Below are 16814 nucleotides of genomic sequence, written 5' to 3'. Positions count from 1 at the left end.
GTCTGTTTCTCCTCGGCTCACGGATTGATCGACATGGGACGCTCGGCACCGCCGGGCAATTCGTCGGCTGGGCTATCGATGCCCGGCGCGTGGGTCTGCAGCGAGCCGGGAGCGACCGCCGCATGGGCCGGGTCGACCGGCACGCCGCCCTTGCGGGCCAGTGTCTTGCCGTGCTCGGGCGACGGCCAGAGGCCGCGTGGGCGCATCAGCATGATGACGATCATGGCGAGCGCGATGAAGAGCTGGCGCAGGATGGATGCATCGAGGCGCCCGTCGGTCAGCGACTGCAGCGGGCCGGCCACGTAGCGCAGCACTTCGGGCAACGCAGCCAGCAGCACCGCGCCGAGGATGACGCCGGGCAGGTGTCCGATGCCGCCCAGCACGACCATGGCCACGATCATCACCGACTCCATCAGGCTGAAGGACTCGGGCGACACGAAGCCTTGGAAGGCCGCGAACATCGCACCCGAAACGCCGCCGAAGCTCGCGCCCATGCCGAAGGCCAGCAGCTTCATGTTGCGGGTGTTGATGCCCATCGCCTTGGCAGCAATTTCATCTTCGCGGATGGCCATCCAGGCGCGGCCGATGCGCGAGACCTGCAGGCGGTGCGAAATGATGATGGTGGCGATCACCAACGCCAGGAACAGGTAGTAGTACAGCGACACCGACGAGATCGTGAAGCCGTCGAACTTCCAGGCCTTGCCGAGGTCGAGGCCCCAGAACTTGATCGAGTCGATGGCCGTGATGCCCTTGGGACCGTTGGTGATGTTCACCGGCTGGTCCAAGTTGTTCAAGAACACGCGGATGATTTCGCCGAAGCCGAGCGTGACGATCGCGAGGTAGTCGCCGCGCAGCTTGAGCGTGGGCGCGCCGAGCAGCACGCCGAGTACGCCGGCCACCACGAGCGCGAGCGGAATCACGATGAGCAGCGAGGTGTGCAGCCCGTTCGGGAACATCTGCGCGAACCACGGGAAGGTCTCGGTCAGGTGCGAGGAACCCATGAGCGCGAAGAGGTACGCGCCCACCGCGAAGAAGGCCACGTAGCCCAGGTCGAGCAGGCCGGCGTAGCCGACCACGATGTTGAGGCCCAAGGCCAGCAGCACGTAGAGCAGAGCGATGTCGGCGATGCGCACCCAGGCGTTGCCCTGCATCTGCAGCAGCAGCGGCAGCGCGAGCACCGCAATGGCGCCGATGACGTAAAGAGCGAGGTTTTTGCTGTTCTTCATGTCGGCCTCCTTACGCACGGTCCGCCACGCGTTCGCCGAGCAGGCCCGACGGTCGCAGGGTGAGCATGACGATCAGCACGATGAACGCGAAGATGTCGCTGTAGTTGCTGCCCAGTACGCCACCCGTGAGGGTGCCGATGTAGCCGGAGCCGATGGCCTCTATGAGACCCAGCAGGATGCCGCCGACCACCGCGCCGGCCAGGTTGCCGATGCCGCCGAACACCGCCGCTGTGAAGGCCTTCAGGCCGGGCAGGAAGCCCATCGCGTGCTGCGCGATGCCGTAGTTCGATGCGTACATCACACCGGCGATGGCCGCGAGCACGGCGCCGATGATGAAGGTGGCCGAGATGACCATGTCGGGGCGGATGCCCATGAGCGCGGCGACGCGCGGGTTCTCCGCGGTGGCGCGCATCGCGCGGCCGAGCTTCGTGTAATTGACCAGCCACATCAGCACCACGAGCGAGAACGCCGTGACGCTCAGGATCATGACCTGCGTGGGCGAGATCACGGCACCGCCCACGTGGATGGGGTCGGTGGGCAAGAGGTTCGGGTAGGCCTTGTTGGTCGGCTTCCAGATGATCATCGCCAGCGTCTGCAGCAGGATCGACATGCCGATGGCGGTGATGAGCGGCGCGAGCTTCGGGCTGTTGCGCAGCGGCCGGTAGGCCACCTTCTCGATCACGAAATTGAGCGTGGCTGCAACGATGCAGGCAATGATCAATGCGATGAGAAGAACGAGCCAGCCCGGTGTGTTGGGCATGCCGTCCTTCATGAGTCCGATGATGGTCCAGCTTGTGAGAGCCCCCACCATCAGCACTTCTCCGTGCGCGAAATTGATGAGGTTGATGATGCCGTACACCATGGTGTAGCCCAAGGCTATCAAGGCATACATGCTGCCGAGAACCAGACCGTTGATGATCTGCTGCAGCAATATTTCCATAACGCGATTTCCTATGTGTTGCACCGTTGCGGGGTGCCATTCACCCACCGTGGCACCGGTTTGGCGCCCTTGGCTGGACAAGCAAAAAACCAGCCAGCATGTGTCGCAGGCGGATTTGTGGGCGGGATTGTAAGCAAGCACCAGCGCTGATTTGGTGCGCAGCGACCGGGGTTTACCCGCTCACGCCATGCTGTATGGGCGTAAGTTCATGCACGGCGTGGCAGAGCGGTTGCCCGAGGGTGTCAGCCGTCTTTTTCGGTGTTCAGGCGGCGCAGTTCGCGCAGCTTTTCGCCAATGCGGATCTCCAGGCCGCGCTCCACGGGCTCGTAGAAAACCTGGCCCTCCAGCCCCTCGGGAAGGTAGTTTTCACCGGCGGCGAAACCGCCCTCCTCGTCGTGCGCGTAGCGGTAGCCCTTGCCGTAGTCGAGCTCTTTCATGAGCTTGGTGGGCGCATTGCGCAGGTGCATCGGCACCGGACGCGTGCTGTCCTTCTTGATGAGGGCGCGCACCGCGTTGTAGGCCTTGTAGACCGCGTTCGACTTGGGCGCGATCGCGAGATAGACCACGCATTCGGCCAGCGCCAGTTCACCCTCGGGCGTGCCCAGCCGCTCGTAGACCTCGGCTGCATCGAGCGCCAGGCGCAGCGCGCGCGGGTCGGCCAGGCCGATGTCTTCGCTCGCCATGCGCACGAGACGGCGCGCCATGTAGCGCGGATCGGCACCGCCGTCGAGCATGCGCACGAACCAGTAGAGCGCGGCATCGGGATCGCTGCCGCGCACCGACTTGTGCAGCGCGCTGATGGTGTCGTAGAACTGCTCGCCGCCCTTGTCGTAGCGCCGCATGCGCTCGCCGAGCACGCGCAGCAGCCATTCGTCGCTGATGTTCGCGAGCTTCTCGGCCCGGGCCGCGACGGCCAGTGTCTCGAGCGTGTTGAGCAGGCGGCGCGCATCGCCGTCGGCATAGGCGACAAGACGATCGATGGCCGTCTCGTCGATGGCCGGTACCGCCTGGATCGACTGCGCCTTGGCGACGATCTGCTCGAGGTCGCCCTCTGTAAGCGGTTGCAGCACATACACCGCGGCCCGCGACAGCAAGGCCGAATTGACCTCGAACGAAGGGTTCTCGGTGGTCGCGCCGATGAAGGTGAAAAGCCCGGATTCCACGTGCGGCAGGAACGCGTCCTGCTGGCTCTTGTTGAAGCGATGCACCTCGTCAACGAAGACGATGGTGCGCCGCTGCTCCAGCCCGTCGCGCGCGGCCGTGGCGCGCTCGACGGCCTCGCGGATGTCCTTCACGCCGCCCAGCACCGCGCTGATGCTGAGGAACTGCGCATCGAAGGCATCGGCCATCAGGCGCGCGATGGTGGTCTTGCCGGTGCCCGGCGGCCCCCAGAGGATGCAGGAATGCGGCTGGCCCGACTCGAAGGCGATGCGCAGCGACATGCCCGGGCCGAGCAGGTGCTGCTGGCCGATCACTTCGCCGAGCGTCTTCGGACGAAGACGCTCGGCAAGGGGTTGGTGGGAGCTGGTGGCCAAACCTGGCGGCGATTGATTAATTACTGCTTGACGACGTCGGCGCCTGCTGGCGCCTTGAAGTCGAACACGCTGGCCGGAAGCGAAGGATTCACTTCGACCTTGCTGAACTTGAGCACCGAGCGCTGGCCGAAGCTGTCGAGGATTTCGAGCGCCGCCAATGCATCGCCCTGGAAGCCGACCAGCACGCTTTGCAGTTGGCCGTCCTTGTTCTTGGGGGTGGCCTTGACCCATTCGAGGCCGTCGCGCTCGGGCGCGGCTTCGAGCGCGAAGTCGGCTTGCAGTGCACGCAGGTCTGGAGCCGCGGCAATCAGCGCGGCGGGCGTGGAGCCGAGTGCCTGCGCCTGGGCTCGCTGCGTGACCTGGTTCAGGTCGGCGTCGTAGAGCCAAAGCGTCTTGCCGTCGGCCACGATGCTCTGGGCGAAGGGCTTGCGGTAGTCGAACTTGAATTTGCCGGGGCGCTGGAATTCGAAGGTGCCGGTCGATGTCTTCACGCGGCCGGGCTGGCCTTCACGCGAGGGCGCGGTCACGGTCTGGGTGAATTCGGCGCGGCCGGATTTGACCGTCTTCACGAAGGTCTCGAGGCTTTCAAGGCCGCCGGCCCAAGCGTTGGCGGAACAGAGAAGGCCGATCAACAGCCAATGACGCAATTTCAATTTGGATTCCTCGAATAGCTATGGCACGGAGCTTCAGCCTACGCGCCGCGAATTGCGCCAGTTGTAGGCGTGCATGAAGATTTGCAATTCCAATCGGCACTTCTGCAAATTGGCTTTCAGCACGTAACCAATTGAGAACTCAACGCCCGCGAATTACTCCGCGGCGCGCGCCGGCACTAGGATCTCGCGCTGGCCGCTGCCGCTCATGGCGCTGACCAAGCCTGCCTTTTCCATGTCTTCGACGAGGCGCGCGGCGCGGTTGTAGCCGATCTTCAGGTGGCGCTGCACCAGCGAGATGCTGGCCTTGCGATTCTTGAGCACGACCTCGACCGCCTGGTCGTACATCGGATCTTTTTCGGCATCGCCGCCGCCGAGCAGGTCGCCGTCACCGTCGCCGTCGACAGTGCCGCCTTCGAGCACGCCTTCGATGTAGTCGGGCTCGCCCTGGCTCTTGAGGTAAGCCACCACGCGGTGCACTTCCTCGTCGCTCACGAAGGCGCCGTGCACGCGGATCGGCAGGCCGCTGCCGCTGGCCATGTAGAGCATGTCGCCCATGCCGAGCAGCGCCTCGGCACCCATCTGGTCGAGGATGGTGCGGCTGTCGATCTTGGAGCCCACCGAGAACGCGATGCGCGTGGGGATGTTGGCCTTGATGAGGCCGGTGATCACGTCCACGCTGGGCCGCTGCGTGGCCAGAATCAGGTGGATGCCGGCTGCGCGCGCCTTCTGCGCGAGGCGGGCAATGAGCTCTTCGATCTTCTTGCCGACCACCATCATCAGGTCGGCCAGCTCGTCGATGATCACCACGATGTGCGGCTCGCGCTTGAGCGGCTCCGGATCGTCGGGCGTGAGGCTGAAGGGGTTGTAGATGAACTCCTCGCGCGCCTTGGCTTCGTCGATCTTGGTGTTGTAGCCGGCCAGGTTGCGCACGCCGAGCTTGCTCATGAGCTTGTAGCGGCGCTCCATCTCGGCCACGCACCAGTTCAGGCCGTGCGCGGCCTGGCGCATGTCGGTGACCACGGGCGCCAGCAGATGCGGAATACCTTCGTAGACCGACATTTCGAGCATCTTCGGGTCGATCATCAAGAGCCGGACGTCGCGCGCCTCGGCCTTGTAGAGCAGCGACAGGATCATCGCGTTGATACCGACCGACTTGCCCGAGCCGGTGGTGCCGGCCACCAGCACGTGCGGCATCTTCGCGAGGTCGGCCACCACGGGGTTGCCGATGATGTCCTTGCCGAGGCCCATGGTGAGCATCGACTTGCCTTCGTTGTAGATCTGCGAGCCCAGGATTTCGCTGAGCTTGATCGACTGGCGCTTGGCGTTCGGCAACTCGAGCGCCATGTAGTTCTTGCCCGGGATGGTCTCGACCACGCGGATCGACACCAGCGAGAGCGAACGCGCGAGGTCCTTGGCGAGGCCCAGGATCTGCGAGCCCTTGACGCCGGTGGCGGGCTCGATTTCGTAGCGCGTGATCACCGGGCCCGGTGAGGCGAGCACCACGCGCACCTCGACGCCGAAGTCCTTGAGCTTCTTCTCGATCATGCGCGAGGTCATCTCGAGCGTGTCTGCAGAGACGGTTTCCTGGCGCACGAGCGCCGCGTCGAGCAGGTCGACCTGCGGCAGCTTGCTGTCGGGGAGTTCCTTGAAGAGCGGCTTCTGGCGCTCCTTGACGACGCGATCGCTTCGGGGCACCTCGGTCATCGCGGGCTCGATCTGCACCGGCGGCGACGGCGGGCGGCGCTTGGGACGCGGTTCGATGAGGATCTCTTCGTCGTCGGGGAAATCGGTGGCCATGGCGGGCCCACTGCCCTTGCCGCCTGGCTCGTCGCGCGTGAACGAAGGCTCGTCGGCTTCGGCCCGTTCGCGCGCGGCCTGCTTGCCCATGGCGATGTCGGCGGCCATTTCACGCTTTTCACGGCGCGACTCGAAGAGCGAATAGGCGCGAGCACCGATGCGCTCGGCAATCAGGCTCCACGAGAACCGGAAGACCAGCGCCGAGCCGATCACGCCACCGGCAATGGCGACCAGCGCGGAGCCGGTGAAGCCCATCCATCGAACGCTGGCCGGCCCCACGAGATAGCCGAGCGCACCGCCGCCCGAGCCCGGCAGGTGCGATTCGAGCCGGTACAAGCGCGACCATTCGAGCATGGTGCTTGCGCACAGCAGCAGGATGAGGCCAAACCAGAACGCAAGGCGGCTGCGGTTGAAGCGGCCGCGAGGTGGCTGCTCGGCCGGTGCGGCTTCACCGCCGCGCAGCCAATTGGCCAGTGAAGACAGCCAGGCACGCAGGCCGGCTGCGAGGCACCACCAGACGGAGTAGCCGGCCGCGTAGTAGCTGCCATCGGCCAGCCAGGCGCCGATGCGGCCGCCCCAGTTCTTGATTTCGCCACCGGTGCCGGAGGTCGACCAGGCGGCGTCGGAGGGCGTGAAGCTCAGCATTGCGAGCAGCCAGAACAACAGCGCCGCGAATCCGGCGATCAGCGTGATCTCGTGGGCGAAGCGCATGGCGCGCACGCGCACGGGTTGCCCATCGGCGGCGGAAGAGGATTGAAGCGTATTGAGCGAATAGGTCATGAAAAACACGGCAGCCGGCACTGAAAATCGGAGGCCGGACGCCCGAACACTACAACAAAAGGCCGGCGCCGCCAGAGGCGCCCGGCCCGGATGCTCAGGTGAGCGTCAGCAGCCGTTCCTTGACGATCATCGCGCCGTCGTCCAAGGTTTGAACGAAGCCGCGCTCTTCCAGATCCTTCATCACGCGGCTCACCATTTCGCGCGAGGCGCCGACCATCTTTGCCAGGTCCTGACGGGAAATCTTGTCGCGCACCTTGAGATTGCCGGCGCCGTCGTCAACGGCGAATTCGAGCAGCGAGCGGGCCACGCGGCCGTACACGTCCATCAGCGCCAGCGACTCGATCTTCCGGTCGGCGTGGCGCAGGCGCTGCACCAGGCCGCGCATGATGTTGTAGGCCATCGAGGAGTTCTCGGGCAAGCAGCGCGCAAACGCATCGCGGCCGAGCATGAGGACGTCGCACTGGATTTCGGTGCGCACCGTGGCCGAGTGAGGCTCGTCGTCGATCAGGCTCATTTCACCGAGGTAGTCGCCGGGGTGCAGCGTGGCCAGAATGACCTCGCGGCCCCGGCTGTCGGCGCTGGTCACGCGGGCACGGCCGGTGAGGATGATGTAGAGCGCATCGGACTTCTTGCCCTGCTCCACGACGACTTCAGCACGCTTGAAGCGCTTCTTGATGATCGCGTCCGCGATGCTTGCGGACTGCGTGGCCGTCAACGACGCGAACAAAGGAACGCGCCGAAGCAATTCAAGGTTGGACAGCATCGACATTTATCAATCCCTGAGACAGCACGCGGAGTTGGTCCAGGAGGCAAGCCAATGGATTACTACAATCGCGCGCATTGAAAACACCGTGCACCCGGTGTTGAACCGGGCGGTGATACTCCATATATATCGCTACCACCCTGAAAATGTACACGCTGATGCAGCGTATATCCTAGGCTTTCCATCCATGTCCGCTCCCCAACACGCCAAGGTTTTGATTCTCGGCTCCGGCCCAGCCGGCTATACCGCGGCCGTCTATGCAGCCCGCGCAAATCTTCAGCCCTTGCTCATCACAGGCATTGCCCAGGGCGGGCAATTGATGACCACCACCGAGGTCGACAACTGGCCCGCCGACGTGCATGGCGTGCAGGGCCCGGAGTTGATGCAGCGCTTTCTCGAGCATGCCGAACGGTTCAAGACGCAGATCGTTTTCGATCACATCAACAAGGTCGACCTGAGCAAGCGCCCGTTCACCCTGACCGGTGACAGCGGCACCTACACCTGCGATTCGCTGATCATTGCAACAGGCGCATCCGCCAAATACCTGGGCCTCGATTCCGAAGAGAAGTTCATGGGCCGCGGCGTCTCCGCTTGCGCAACCTGCGACGGCTTTTTCTACCGCGAGCAGGAAGTCTGCGTGATCGGCGGCGGCAACACCGCTGTCGAGGAAGCGCTGTACCTGGCCAACATCGCGAACAAGGTCACGCTGGTGCACCGTCGCGACAAGTTCCGCGCGGAGCCGATCCTGATCGACAAGGTCAAGGAAAAGGTCGCCGAGGGCAAGATCGTGCTGAAGCTGCATAACGAACTCGACGAGGTGCTGGGCGACGGCACCGGTGTGACCGGCATCCGCATCAAGAACACCCAGACTGGCGAGACCGAGCAGATCGATCTCAAGGGCTGCTTCATCGCCATCGGGCACCACCCCAACACCGATATTTTCCAGGGCCAACTGGAGATGAAGGACAACTACATCCTGACCCGCTCGGGCCTGCAGGGCTTTGCGACGATGACCAGCATTCCGGGCGTCTTCGCCGCGGGCGACGTGCAGGACAACGTCTATCGCCAGGCCATCACAAGCGCAGGTACGGGCTGCATGGCAGCGCTGGATGCGCAGCGCTTCCTTGAGCAGGACGGCACGCTCTAAATCCGGGGCAGCCCAAAAGGGCTATAATCCGAGGCTTTGCCGAAACGGGGCCCTCTCACGGGGGCTCAACGCATTCAGGCAAAGCCGGGGTACCGCCACCCGTTTCTGGCGAGGTCAAGCTGCAAAACACCTGCAATCGCCACGATTGCGCCGGTGCCAGCTGTTCAAGAAAGAGTGTCCACATGGCACGCGTATGCGACGTAACGGGCAAAGGCCCGATGGTCGGAAACAATGTTTCCCACGCCAACAACAAAACCAAGCGCCGGTTCCTGCCGAACCTGCAATACCGCCGTTTCTGGGTCGAGACTGAAAACCGCTGGGTTCGCCTGCGCGTTTCGAGCGCTGCACTGCGCCTGATCGACAAGAACGGTATCGACGCCGTGCTCGCAGACCTGCGCGCACGCGGCCAAGCTTAAGGAGCTGAATCATGGCAACGAGCAAAGGCGGACGCGAAAAGATCAAGCTGGAATCCACCGCGGGTACCGGCCACTTCTACACGACCAGCAAGAACAAGAAGACGATGCCTGAAAAGATGTCGATCATGAAGTTCGACCCGAAGGCGCGCAAGCATGTCGAATACAAGGAAATTAAGCTGAAGTAATTCAGTCCTGGTTTTCCAAATAAAAACCCGCTGCTTACCCAGCGGGTTTTTTGTTGCCTGTCGTTCTGACGCTTGCTTGGGGGCAGGCGTAAAAAAACCGGCCCTCCGGCCGGTTTTTATCGAGGCGTGAGATGCTGCGCCAGTTAGCTCAAGCGCGAGCAGAACGCAGACGCGTGGAGAACTCGCGCAGACCAGCAATACCACTCGCTTCCGCACGGTGGCACCAAGCAGCAAGGTCGGCCGCCAGTTGCTCGCGCGACTGCGAGGTGTTCAGCCAAAGCTGGCGCAACTCTTCGCGCATCGTCACCATCTTGTCGAGCACCGGATGGGCTGCGCGAGCCTGCACGATATGCGTGCGAGCGGATGCGGGCACCTTGTCGTCGTCACGGTGCAGCCAGCGCTTGGCTGCCTTGAGCACCGACAGGTCGGCACCCTTGGTCTTCAACTGAGCCAGTTCTTCACTGGTAGCACGGCGCATTTCGCGCGCATAGCCAGCCATGACTTCGTAGCGATTGGCTATGACAGCCTCGAGCGTCTTCTCGTTGGCCACGGGCTGGATATCGCCCATCTGCATCTTCGGCGGCACCTTCTTGACCTTGGCCCAGCCGATGGCCTGCATCGCCTGGATGTAGACCCAGCCGATGTCGAACTCGTATTTCTTGACCGAGAACTTGGCCGACGTCGGGTAGGTGTGGTGATTGTTGTGCAGCTCTTCGCCACCGATGATCAGGCCCCAGGGCGTGATGTTGCGGCTGGCATCGGGCGCCTCGAAGTTGCGGTAACCCCAGTAGTGACCGATGCCGTTGATGATGCCGGCGGCGGTAATCGGAATCCAAAGCATCTGGACTGCCCACACGGCCATGCCGAGCGTGCCGAACAGCGCCAGGTTGATCACCAGCATCAGGCCCACACCTTGCCAGCTGTAGCGCGAATAGAGGTTGCGCTCGATCCAGTCATCGGGCGTGCCGTGGCCGTAACGATCGATCGTGTCCTTGTTCTTCGATTCCTTGCGATACAGCTCTGCACCGCGCCAGAACACCTCGTCGATGCCCTTGACCTGCGGACTGTGCGGATCTTCCTGGGTTTCGCACTTGGCGTGGTGCTTGCGGTGAATGGCGACCCATTCCTTGGTCACCATGCCGGTGCCGAGCCACAGCCAGAAGCGGAAAAAATGCGAGGGGATCGGGCCCAGATCCATGGCCCGGTGCGTTTGCGTGCGGTGCAGGAAAATCGTGACCGCGGCAATCGTGATGTGCGTGGTGACGAGCGTGTACAGCACGACTTGCCACCAAGTGAGGTCCCACAAGCCGTGTCCGAGCCATTGGATGGCCGCATTGAGAACGGCAGAGTCAGGAAGCAACATTGAGTCAGGTACTCCATAGCCACACGAAGGTGCAGCCTTAAGCTAACCCGCGATTTTAAAGGGGCCGGCCCAAAACAAGGCCGTTTACCCTTCAAGAAAATCGCTGATTAACCCTAGTTTGGAGTCCCGCCCCTATTTGCGGTTCCACACGGCTGCGAAGAAACCGTCGGTCGAATGGCGATGCGGCCACAGGCGCAGATAACGCCTGCCGTCCGCCCCACCAGCGCAAAGTGCCTCGAAACCCTCCACTTTGAGCCCTTGCAGCAGTTCCGCGGCGTCCACGGGTTCGAAATCGGGATTCGCGGCACTAAAAGCCTCGGCGATGGCCTCGTTTTCCTCAGGCAGCACGCTGCAGGTGGCATAAACCAGCCGGCCGCCCGACTTCACAAGCCGGGCCGCGCTTTGCAGGATGGCCGTCTGCTTGACCGTCAATTCCTCCACCGATTTAGGCGATTGGCGCCATTTCAGGTCCGGATTGCGCCGCAGCGTGCCGAGCCCGGAGCACGGCGCGTCGACCAGCACCCGGTCGATCTTGCCTGCCAACCGCTTGATCCGGTCGTCCCGTTCATGGGCGATGGCAGCCGGGTGAACGTTCGACAGCTTGCTGCGCGCCAGCCGTGGCTTGAGCGCATCGAGCCGGTGCGCCGAGGTATCGAAGGCGTAGAGACGCCCTGTATTTCGCATCGTGGCACCGACGGCCAGGGTCTTGCCCCCCGCCCCGGCGCAGAAATCGACCACCATCTCACCGCGCTTGGCGTCCAGCAGCAACGCGAGAAGTTGGGAACCCTCGTCCTGCACCTCGACAGCGCCGCGAGCGAACGCGTCCAGCTTGGTCAGCGCCGGCTTGCCTTCGATGCGCAAGCCCCAAGGCGAGAACGGAGTCACTTCAGATTTGATAGCAGCCTTCGCAAGCTCCGCCTTCACCTCCGCACGCTTGTCGGTCAGTGCGTTCACGCGCAGATCGAGCGGCGCCGGCTGCTGCAGGCTCTCGACCAGCGGCCAGAACCCGTCGCCGAGTTGAGTCTTGAGCGGCGCCACCAGCCATTCCGGCAGGTTGTGGCGATGGCGTTCCAGCAGGTCTTCCGGCTTGACCGCATCGCAGTTGTCGAGCCAGCGCTTCTCCGTGTCGTTGAGCGCGCTCTTCAGAAAATCGCGCGGGCCATGAAAGCCGAGGATCGCCATGCGGCGCTCCTTCGACCCGCTGCCAGAAGGTGAGAGGTGGTCGAACAGCAGCTTCTTGCGAAGCACGGTGTAGACGGTCTCTGCCAGCGTGGCGCGCTCGCGCGGGCCGAACTCGCGGTGGTCGCGAAAGAAGCGGGAAACGACCTGGTCGGCCGGGTGATCGAATTTCAGGACAAGGCCCACCAGATCGGCGGTGGCCTCCAACAGGGCTTTGGGGTGCATCCCCCGATTGTCTCAGGCGCCCGCTGTGCTACGCCTCGCGCGTCCAGACCGCCCCGAAAGCATGCTGCTCAATGTCAGCCAGCGTGGGCGAGTGACCGGCCCAGAGCACCAGCGCAGCGCCCGGCAGCGTCAGCGTCTGCTCCAGTTGGCGGCATAGCTGCCAGCGGTCGTCGTCGTCCAGCCCCGGCAGTTCGACGAAAACGATGTAGGCGCGACGCCACGGAAATTCGCGCAGGTTCTTGCGCACAAGCCAGGCCCGCGACATGGGCAGGCAGCGAACGAAATCCGCCTTCAACTCACCCAGTTCGTGGTCGTTCAGGTCGTGCCGCCCGATCTGGCTGAAGAACGGCGTCTCGGTGATTTCCTCCCAAGCGCGCGCCTCGGCCTCCTCCGCCTCCTTGAGCCGGCCGCGCCAAAGCTTCAGTGCCTCCTCGTCATGAGGCCCGGCATCGGCGTCTTCCAGCGAGGCGACAGCGCTCTTGGCGGCCCACCAGCGGCTGGCAGCGCCCGAGTGGTGCAGCCGCTCGAGCACGGCGAGCCGGCCGGCGCGGTCGCTCACGGGCAGCATCTGGACCAGCCCGCGCAATGCACCCGGGTGCTCCGGCGCGATGCGCAGCGCGCTCTCGTAACGCACGCGCACCGGCGCTGCCGGATCGAGTCGGCGCTCCGAATCAGCCCACTCGACCATCTCGTCGGGCGTGTTCCGCTCACCCCGTGCCGCCAGCACCGTGATGCGTTCGCGGATGCGCGCGCGGTGCGCGTGATGCTGCTTCCAGTCGCTGGCGTGGGCACGGCGCCACTGGTTGTCGAAATGCCCGATCCATTTCGCGCTGTCGGCCAGCAGATCGAGCGCCGGCCGCTCCGACCACGGCGGCAAGGCCGCCTTCTGCCCCAGCGCTTCCAGCCGGTCGCGCAGCACCGGATGCGTATCGTCCAGATCGCTGACGCGGCGCATCGCCTCGCGCAGCGCCTGGCGGGCGAAATCGTCGCTCGGCGGCACGTGCGCGAACTTGCGCAGGGCGGCAAAGGGCCCCGGGGCTTGCGGCTCCAGCTCGGCGCGAGCCCAGTGCGAGGGCCAGAACCCGTTGGCGTACCAGTTGCCCTTGATCGCGATCTCGGTCAGCGCGGCAGCCGCCACCGCGGTGCCCAGCAGCCGGCCCGAGATGCGGTCGGCCTCGTACTCGTCCTGCCGGGCCAGCGCGAAAGTCTTCGCCGCGAAGCGCGGGAAGTACCAGCGGAAAAAGGCGTGCGACACCAGCGCCATCACGCCTTCGTCGCTCTGCAGGCTCGCGTCCAGCTTGAGCCAGGAAAGCCGTGTGCGGTAGATCCAGGCACTCAGCTTGCCGTGGTTGCCACGCAAGTGGCCGTACTCGTGCGCCAGCACCGACAGCAGCCGCTGCCGGTTCAGCATCATCAAAAGAGGCAGGCCGATGCTGAGCGAATTGACTGCGCCGCCGAACAGCCCGAAGCGCGGCACCTGGCGAATGCTGGCGTTGAAATCGTCATCAAGGAAGACGCGGTGGACCGGCGGGCCCTTGATCTTGCTGCGGATGCGGTCCAGCGCCTCGAAGAGCGCCGGCGCATCCTCCCGAAAGAGTTCCTTGCCCTCCGGCTCGTCGAAGCGCACCCAGAGTGCGCGCACCGTGGCCCAGAGCAGCCCCAGCGCAAACACCAGCAGCCAGCCGCGCGACACGCTGAAGCGCTCACGCCCGAACGACGAGACTACCCACGCGATGATGCCCACCGAGAGCCCGAGGCAGCCCAGCACCCAGAGATAGCCGAGTGCGGCAAACGCCGCCACGCCGCGCCGGTAGCGCGCGCTGTTGTCGGCACTGGCATGCTCGCTCAGTCGAACCAGGTGAACAAAATTCGCGCGATCCATTCGACTCCCGTCAAATCAAGCACCGACCGTTTTTTAAAAAGAAAGAAGCTCCCGTTGAACGACGACAACCTGCCACCCCTGATCGAAACGCCTCCAGGCCGCTATCGCCACTACAAGGGCGGTGAATACGAAGTGCTGGGCACCGTGCGACACAGCGAAACCCTGGAGCCCATGACGCTGTATCGCGCGCTTTACGGGGCTCAAGGCCTCTGGGTCCGCCCCGCGGCAATGTTCGGCGAAACGATCGAGATCGAAGGCGTGGTGCAGCGCAGGTTCGCGCCGATCTAGCCGGGCTCGCGGGACACGGGTCAGCCGCAGCCAACCGCGGTCACGCGGTTGCGCGCATCGACATGGAGGTTGAGCCGCCCGCCGTTGAATTCCATGGTGACGGCCTCGCCCGGCTTCAGCACGCGGACTATCCCCGCGCCGGACCGGGCGCGGGCCGCGGCTTCCAGCTGCGGCGTCAGAGGCTGCCCGACGGCGAACTTGGCGCTGTCGGCATTGCATTGATAGACCGGCTCCGTCCGTGCGGCAGGCGCCGGAGCGGGGGCAGGTGCGGGCGCCGGTGTCGACGCTGCACAGCCCGCCACGAGAGCGGCGCCGGCGACAGTCGCCAGCAGGTTTGGGTATTTATTCCTCACTTCGTACTCCCCCGAAAACCTGCCAATATAAACAAAATTAACGAATGTGACTCGATGTATCCGCAAGCCATCCGGCAATGGCGCGTGGATACAACTGATGCTCCTGCGCCAGCACCCTGCCCGCCAGCGTGGCGGCGGTGTCGTCGGGCAGCACGGGCACCACGGCCTGCGCGAGGATCGGTCCGTGGTCGAGTTCGGTGGTGACCTGGTGCACGGTCACACCGGCCACCTTGCAGCCCGCATCGATGGCGCGCTGATGCGTATGGAGCCCCGGAAAAGCCGGCAGCAGCGAGGGATGGATGTTCACCAGCCGCCCCGCATAACGCCCGACGAAGCCCGGCGTCAGGATGCGCATGAACCCCGCCAGCACGACCAAGGCCGGCGAATGCGCGTCGACAACCTTTGCCAGTGCCTCGTCGAAAGCCTCGCGCGTCGGAAATTCCTTGTGCGGGACGACTTCGGCGGCAATACCCTGCGACCTGGCGAGCGCCAACCCTCCGGCCTCGGCTTTGTTGCTGACAACGGCGGCGATGCGCGCGCCGAAGCGCGCGGCCCAGCGGTCGCGCTCGGCGGCACGCACGATGGCCGCCATGTTGGAGCCGCCGCCGGAAATCAGGATCACGATGTTCTTCATGGGAGGGCGGGATTATCCGTGTACGGCGGCCGCCGCCGGGCCGCCCCAAGGCGAGCCGGCCTCCCCCTCGGGGGTGGCGAACTACACGTAGCCAAGCGAAGTGAAAAGCCGGGGGGTACATGCCCGGCTTGTCGCAACGCGGACACCGGATCGCAGCACGACCGTGCTAAAACTCGGAGCTCCGGAGACACACCGCGTCTGCGGTGGACCGATCAACACAGCGAGGCACGCATGGATTTGAGCTTCACACCCGAAGAACAGAAGTTCCGCGAAGAAGTTCGCGCATGGGTCAAGGACAACCTCCCCCAGGAGATTTCGCACAAGGTGCACAACGCGCTCGAATTGACGCGCGACGATCTGCAAGGCTGGGCCAAGATCCTCGGAAAGAAGGGCTGGCTGGGCTACGGATGGCCCACCGAATTCGGCGGTCCCGGCTGGACCGCCATCCAGCGCCATCTCTTCGAGGAAGAAACCGCCCTCGCCGGCGCGCCGCGCATCGTGCCCTTCGGCCCCGTGATGGTCGCCCCGGTGATCATGGCCTTCGGCAACGCCGAGCAGCAAAAGCGCTTTCTCCCCGGCATCGCGAGCGGCGAAGTCTGGTGGAGCCAGGGCTACAGCGAACCCGGTTCGGGTTCCGACCTGGCTTCCGTCAAGACCAAGGCCGAGCGCAAGGGCGACAAGTACATCGTCAACGGCCAGAAGACCTGGACCACGCTCGGCCAATACGGCGACTGGATGTTCAACCTCGTGCGCACCAGCAACGAAGGCAAGCCGCAAACGGGCATCAGCTTCCTCCTGCTCGACATGAAGTCGCCCGGCGTCACCGTGCGCCCGATCAAGCTGCTGGACGGCGGCCATGAAGTCAACGAAGTGTTCTTCGACAACGTCGAAGTACCCGCCGAGAACCTGATCGGCGAGGAGAACAAGGGCTGGACCTACGCCAAGCACCTGCTCTCGCACGAGCGCACCAACATCGCCGACGTGAACCGCGCCAAGCGCGAACTCGAGCGTCTCAAGCGCATCGCCAGGAGCGAAGGCGTCTACGACGACACGCGCTTCCGCGACGAGATCGCCAAGCTCGAGGTCGACATCGTCGCGCTCGAGATGATGGTGCTGCGCGTGCTCTCGGCCGCCACCTCGGGCAAGAACTCCCTCGACGTCGCGGGCCTGCTCAAGATCCGCGGCAGCGAGATCCAGCAGCGTTACAGCGAACTGATGATGCTGGCCGGCGGCCCCTATTCGCTGCCCCTCATCCGCGAAGCGATGGAAGCCGGCTGGCAGGGCAACTTCCCGGGCGGCAACCCGGCCCTCGCGCCGCTCGCATCGACCTTCTTCAACATGCGCAAGACCACGATCTACGGTGGCAGCAATGAAGTGCAACGCAACATCGTCGCGCAGACGGTCCTGGGCTGAGCCCTTCGACCAAGCTCAGGACGAACGGAGATAAA

Annotated in this window: 16 protein-coding genes; 5 read left to right on the top strand and 11 right to left on the bottom strand. The window is 64.3% G+C overall.

Annotation, left to right across the window (positions count from 1 at the left end; translation table 11 throughout):
* Positions 1–17 precede the first annotated feature (17 nt).
* The 6 genes from VARPA_RS06945 to VARPA_RS06920 all read right to left on the bottom strand — a co-directional run bounded on the left by VARPA_RS06945 (position 18) and on the right by VARPA_RS06920 (position 7700).
* A complete protein-coding gene (locus tag VARPA_RS06945; protein WP_013539849.1) occupies positions 18–1226 on the bottom strand; it encodes a branched-chain amino acid ABC transporter permease in 1209 nt (402 codons plus the stop codon).
* A gap of 10 nt (positions 1227–1236) precedes the next feature.
* Positions 1237–2166, bottom strand: coding sequence for a branched-chain amino acid ABC transporter permease (locus VARPA_RS06940; RefSeq protein ID WP_013539848.1), 930 nt, complete (start codon positions 2164–2166; stop codon positions 1237–1239).
* A 242-nt stretch (positions 2167–2408) separates the two neighbouring features.
* The gene (locus VARPA_RS06935; RefSeq protein ID WP_013539847.1) at positions 2409–3701 is read right to left on the bottom strand and encodes a replication-associated recombination protein A; all 1293 of its coding nucleotides are present in this window, start codon (positions 3699–3701) and stop codon (positions 2409–2411) included.
* A 20-nt stretch (positions 3702–3721) separates the two neighbouring features.
* On the bottom strand, positions 3722–4354 hold the full coding sequence (lolA, locus tag VARPA_RS06930; RefSeq protein WP_013539846.1) for an outer membrane lipoprotein chaperone LolA: 633 nt from the start codon (positions 4352–4354) through the stop codon (positions 3722–3724).
* A gap of 153 nt (positions 4355–4507) precedes the next feature.
* Entirely contained in the window at positions 4508–6931 is a 2424-nt protein-coding gene (locus VARPA_RS06925; protein ID WP_013539845.1) for a DNA translocase FtsK, read from the bottom strand.
* A 94-nt stretch (positions 6932–7025) separates the two neighbouring features.
* Positions 7026–7700: a Crp/Fnr family transcriptional regulator gene (locus VARPA_RS06920; RefSeq protein ID WP_013539844.1), complete on the bottom strand. Its 675-nt coding sequence runs from the start codon at positions 7698–7700 to the stop codon at positions 7026–7028.
* Positions 7701–7881: 181 nt separating this feature from the next.
* Here VARPA_RS06920 and trxB point away from each other — a divergent pair, with 181 nt between their 5' ends.
* The 3 genes from trxB (at position 7882) to rpmG (ending at position 9442) form a co-directional block, all read left to right on the top strand.
* A complete protein-coding gene (gene trxB, locus VARPA_RS06915) occupies positions 7882–8841 on the top strand; it encodes a thioredoxin-disulfide reductase (protein WP_013539843.1) in 960 nt (319 codons plus the stop codon).
* 182 nt (positions 8842–9023) lie between these two features.
* Entirely contained in the window at positions 9024–9257 is a 234-nt protein-coding gene (gene rpmB / locus VARPA_RS06910) for a 50S ribosomal protein L28 (RefSeq protein WP_007830293.1), read from the top strand.
* Positions 9258–9268: 11 nt separating this feature from the next.
* On the top strand, positions 9269–9442 hold the full coding sequence (gene rpmG / locus VARPA_RS06905; protein ID WP_007830291.1) for a 50S ribosomal protein L33: 174 nt from the start codon (positions 9269–9271) through the stop codon (positions 9440–9442).
* Positions 9443–9590: 148 nt separating this feature from the next.
* On the opposite strand, the gene VARPA_RS06900 is transcribed toward rpmG, so the two are convergent.
* The 3 genes from VARPA_RS06900 to VARPA_RS06890 form a co-directional block, all read right to left on the bottom strand.
* The gene (locus VARPA_RS06900; protein WP_013539842.1) at positions 9591–10805 is read right to left on the bottom strand and encodes a fatty acid desaturase; all 1215 of its coding nucleotides are present in this window, start codon (positions 10803–10805) and stop codon (positions 9591–9593) included.
* Between the two features lie 132 nt (positions 10806–10937).
* Positions 10938–12209, bottom strand: coding sequence for an RsmB/NOP family class I SAM-dependent RNA methyltransferase (locus VARPA_RS06895; protein ID WP_013539841.1), 1272 nt, complete (start codon positions 12207–12209; stop codon positions 10938–10940).
* Between the two features lie 28 nt (positions 12210–12237).
* Complete coding sequence (locus VARPA_RS06890; RefSeq protein ID WP_013539840.1) at positions 12238–14091, bottom strand: M48 family metallopeptidase; 1854 nt, start codon at positions 14089–14091, stop codon at positions 12238–12240.
* A 54-nt stretch (positions 14092–14145) separates the two neighbouring features.
* Between VARPA_RS06890 and VARPA_RS06885 the strand changes: the two genes are divergently transcribed.
* Positions 14146–14379 (top strand): DUF1653 domain-containing protein, encoded by a 234-nt coding sequence (locus VARPA_RS06885; RefSeq protein ID WP_013539839.1) that lies wholly within the window; start codon positions 14146–14148, stop codon positions 14377–14379.
* Between the two features lie 20 nt (positions 14380–14399).
* Here VARPA_RS06885 and VARPA_RS06880 read toward each other — a convergent pair whose 3' ends face one another.
* Together VARPA_RS06880 and purN are read right to left on the bottom strand one after the other, a co-directional pair.
* Positions 14400–14732, bottom strand: coding sequence for an I78 family peptidase inhibitor (locus VARPA_RS06880; RefSeq protein WP_013539838.1), 333 nt, complete (start codon positions 14730–14732; stop codon positions 14400–14402).
* 37 nt (positions 14733–14769) lie between these two features.
* Positions 14770–15366 (bottom strand): phosphoribosylglycinamide formyltransferase, encoded by a 597-nt coding sequence (gene purN, locus VARPA_RS06875; RefSeq protein WP_013539837.1) that lies wholly within the window; start codon positions 15364–15366, stop codon positions 14770–14772.
* Between the two features lie 231 nt (positions 15367–15597).
* Here purN and VARPA_RS06870 point away from each other — a divergent pair, with 231 nt between their 5' ends.
* Positions 15598–16779: an acyl-CoA dehydrogenase family protein gene (locus VARPA_RS06870; RefSeq protein WP_013539836.1), complete on the top strand. Its 1182-nt coding sequence runs from the start codon at positions 15598–15600 to the stop codon at positions 16777–16779.
* Positions 16780–16814: the final 35 nt, after the last annotated feature.

Source organism: Variovorax paradoxus EPS, assembly GCF_000184745.1.
GTDB classification, from domain to species: Bacteria; Pseudomonadota; Gammaproteobacteria; order Burkholderiales; family Burkholderiaceae_C; genus Variovorax; species Variovorax paradoxus_C.
Note: the sequence above shows the minus strand (reverse complement) of the source record. Positions and strands in the feature narration are given on the sequence as shown.

Excerpts from the sequence above, each read along its gene's own strand:
- VARPA_RS06945 (WP_013539849.1), bottom strand. The coding sequence starts at position 1,226 with ATGAAGAACAGCAAAAACCTCGCTCTTTACGTCATCGGCGCCATTGCG.
- VARPA_RS06940 (WP_013539848.1), bottom strand. The coding sequence starts at position 2,166 with ATGGAAATATTGCTGCAGCAGATCATCAACGGTCTGGTTCTCGGCAGC.
- VARPA_RS06925 (WP_013539845.1), bottom strand. The coding sequence starts at position 6,931 with ATGACCTATTCGCTCAATACGCTTCAATCCTCTTCCGCCGCCGATGGG.
- VARPA_RS06920 (WP_013539844.1), bottom strand. The coding sequence starts at position 7,700 with ATGTCGATGCTGTCCAACCTTGAATTGCTTCGGCGCGTTCCTTTGTTC.
- trxB (WP_013539843.1), top strand. The coding sequence starts at position 7,882 with ATGTCCGCTCCCCAACACGCCAAGGTTTTGATTCTCGGCTCCGGCCCA.
- rpmB (WP_007830293.1), top strand. The coding sequence starts at position 9,024 with ATGGCACGCGTATGCGACGTAACGGGCAAAGGCCCGATGGTCGGAAAC.
- rpmG (WP_007830291.1), top strand. The coding sequence starts at position 9,269 with ATGGCAACGAGCAAAGGCGGACGCGAAAAGATCAAGCTGGAATCCACC.
- VARPA_RS06900 (WP_013539842.1), bottom strand. The coding sequence starts at position 10,805 with ATGTTGCTTCCTGACTCTGCCGTTCTCAATGCGGCCATCCAATGGCTC.
- VARPA_RS06895 (WP_013539841.1), bottom strand. The coding sequence starts at position 12,209 with ATGCACCCCAAAGCCCTGTTGGAGGCCACCGCCGATCTGGTGGGCCTT.
- VARPA_RS06890 (WP_013539840.1), bottom strand. The coding sequence starts at position 14,091 with ATGGATCGCGCGAATTTTGTTCACCTGGTTCGACTGAGCGAGCATGCC.
- purN (WP_013539837.1), bottom strand. The coding sequence starts at position 15,366 with ATGAAGAACATCGTGATCCTGATTTCCGGCGGCGGCTCCAACATGGCG.
- VARPA_RS06870 (WP_013539836.1), top strand. The coding sequence starts at position 15,598 with ATGGATTTGAGCTTCACACCCGAAGAACAGAAGTTCCGCGAAGAAGTT.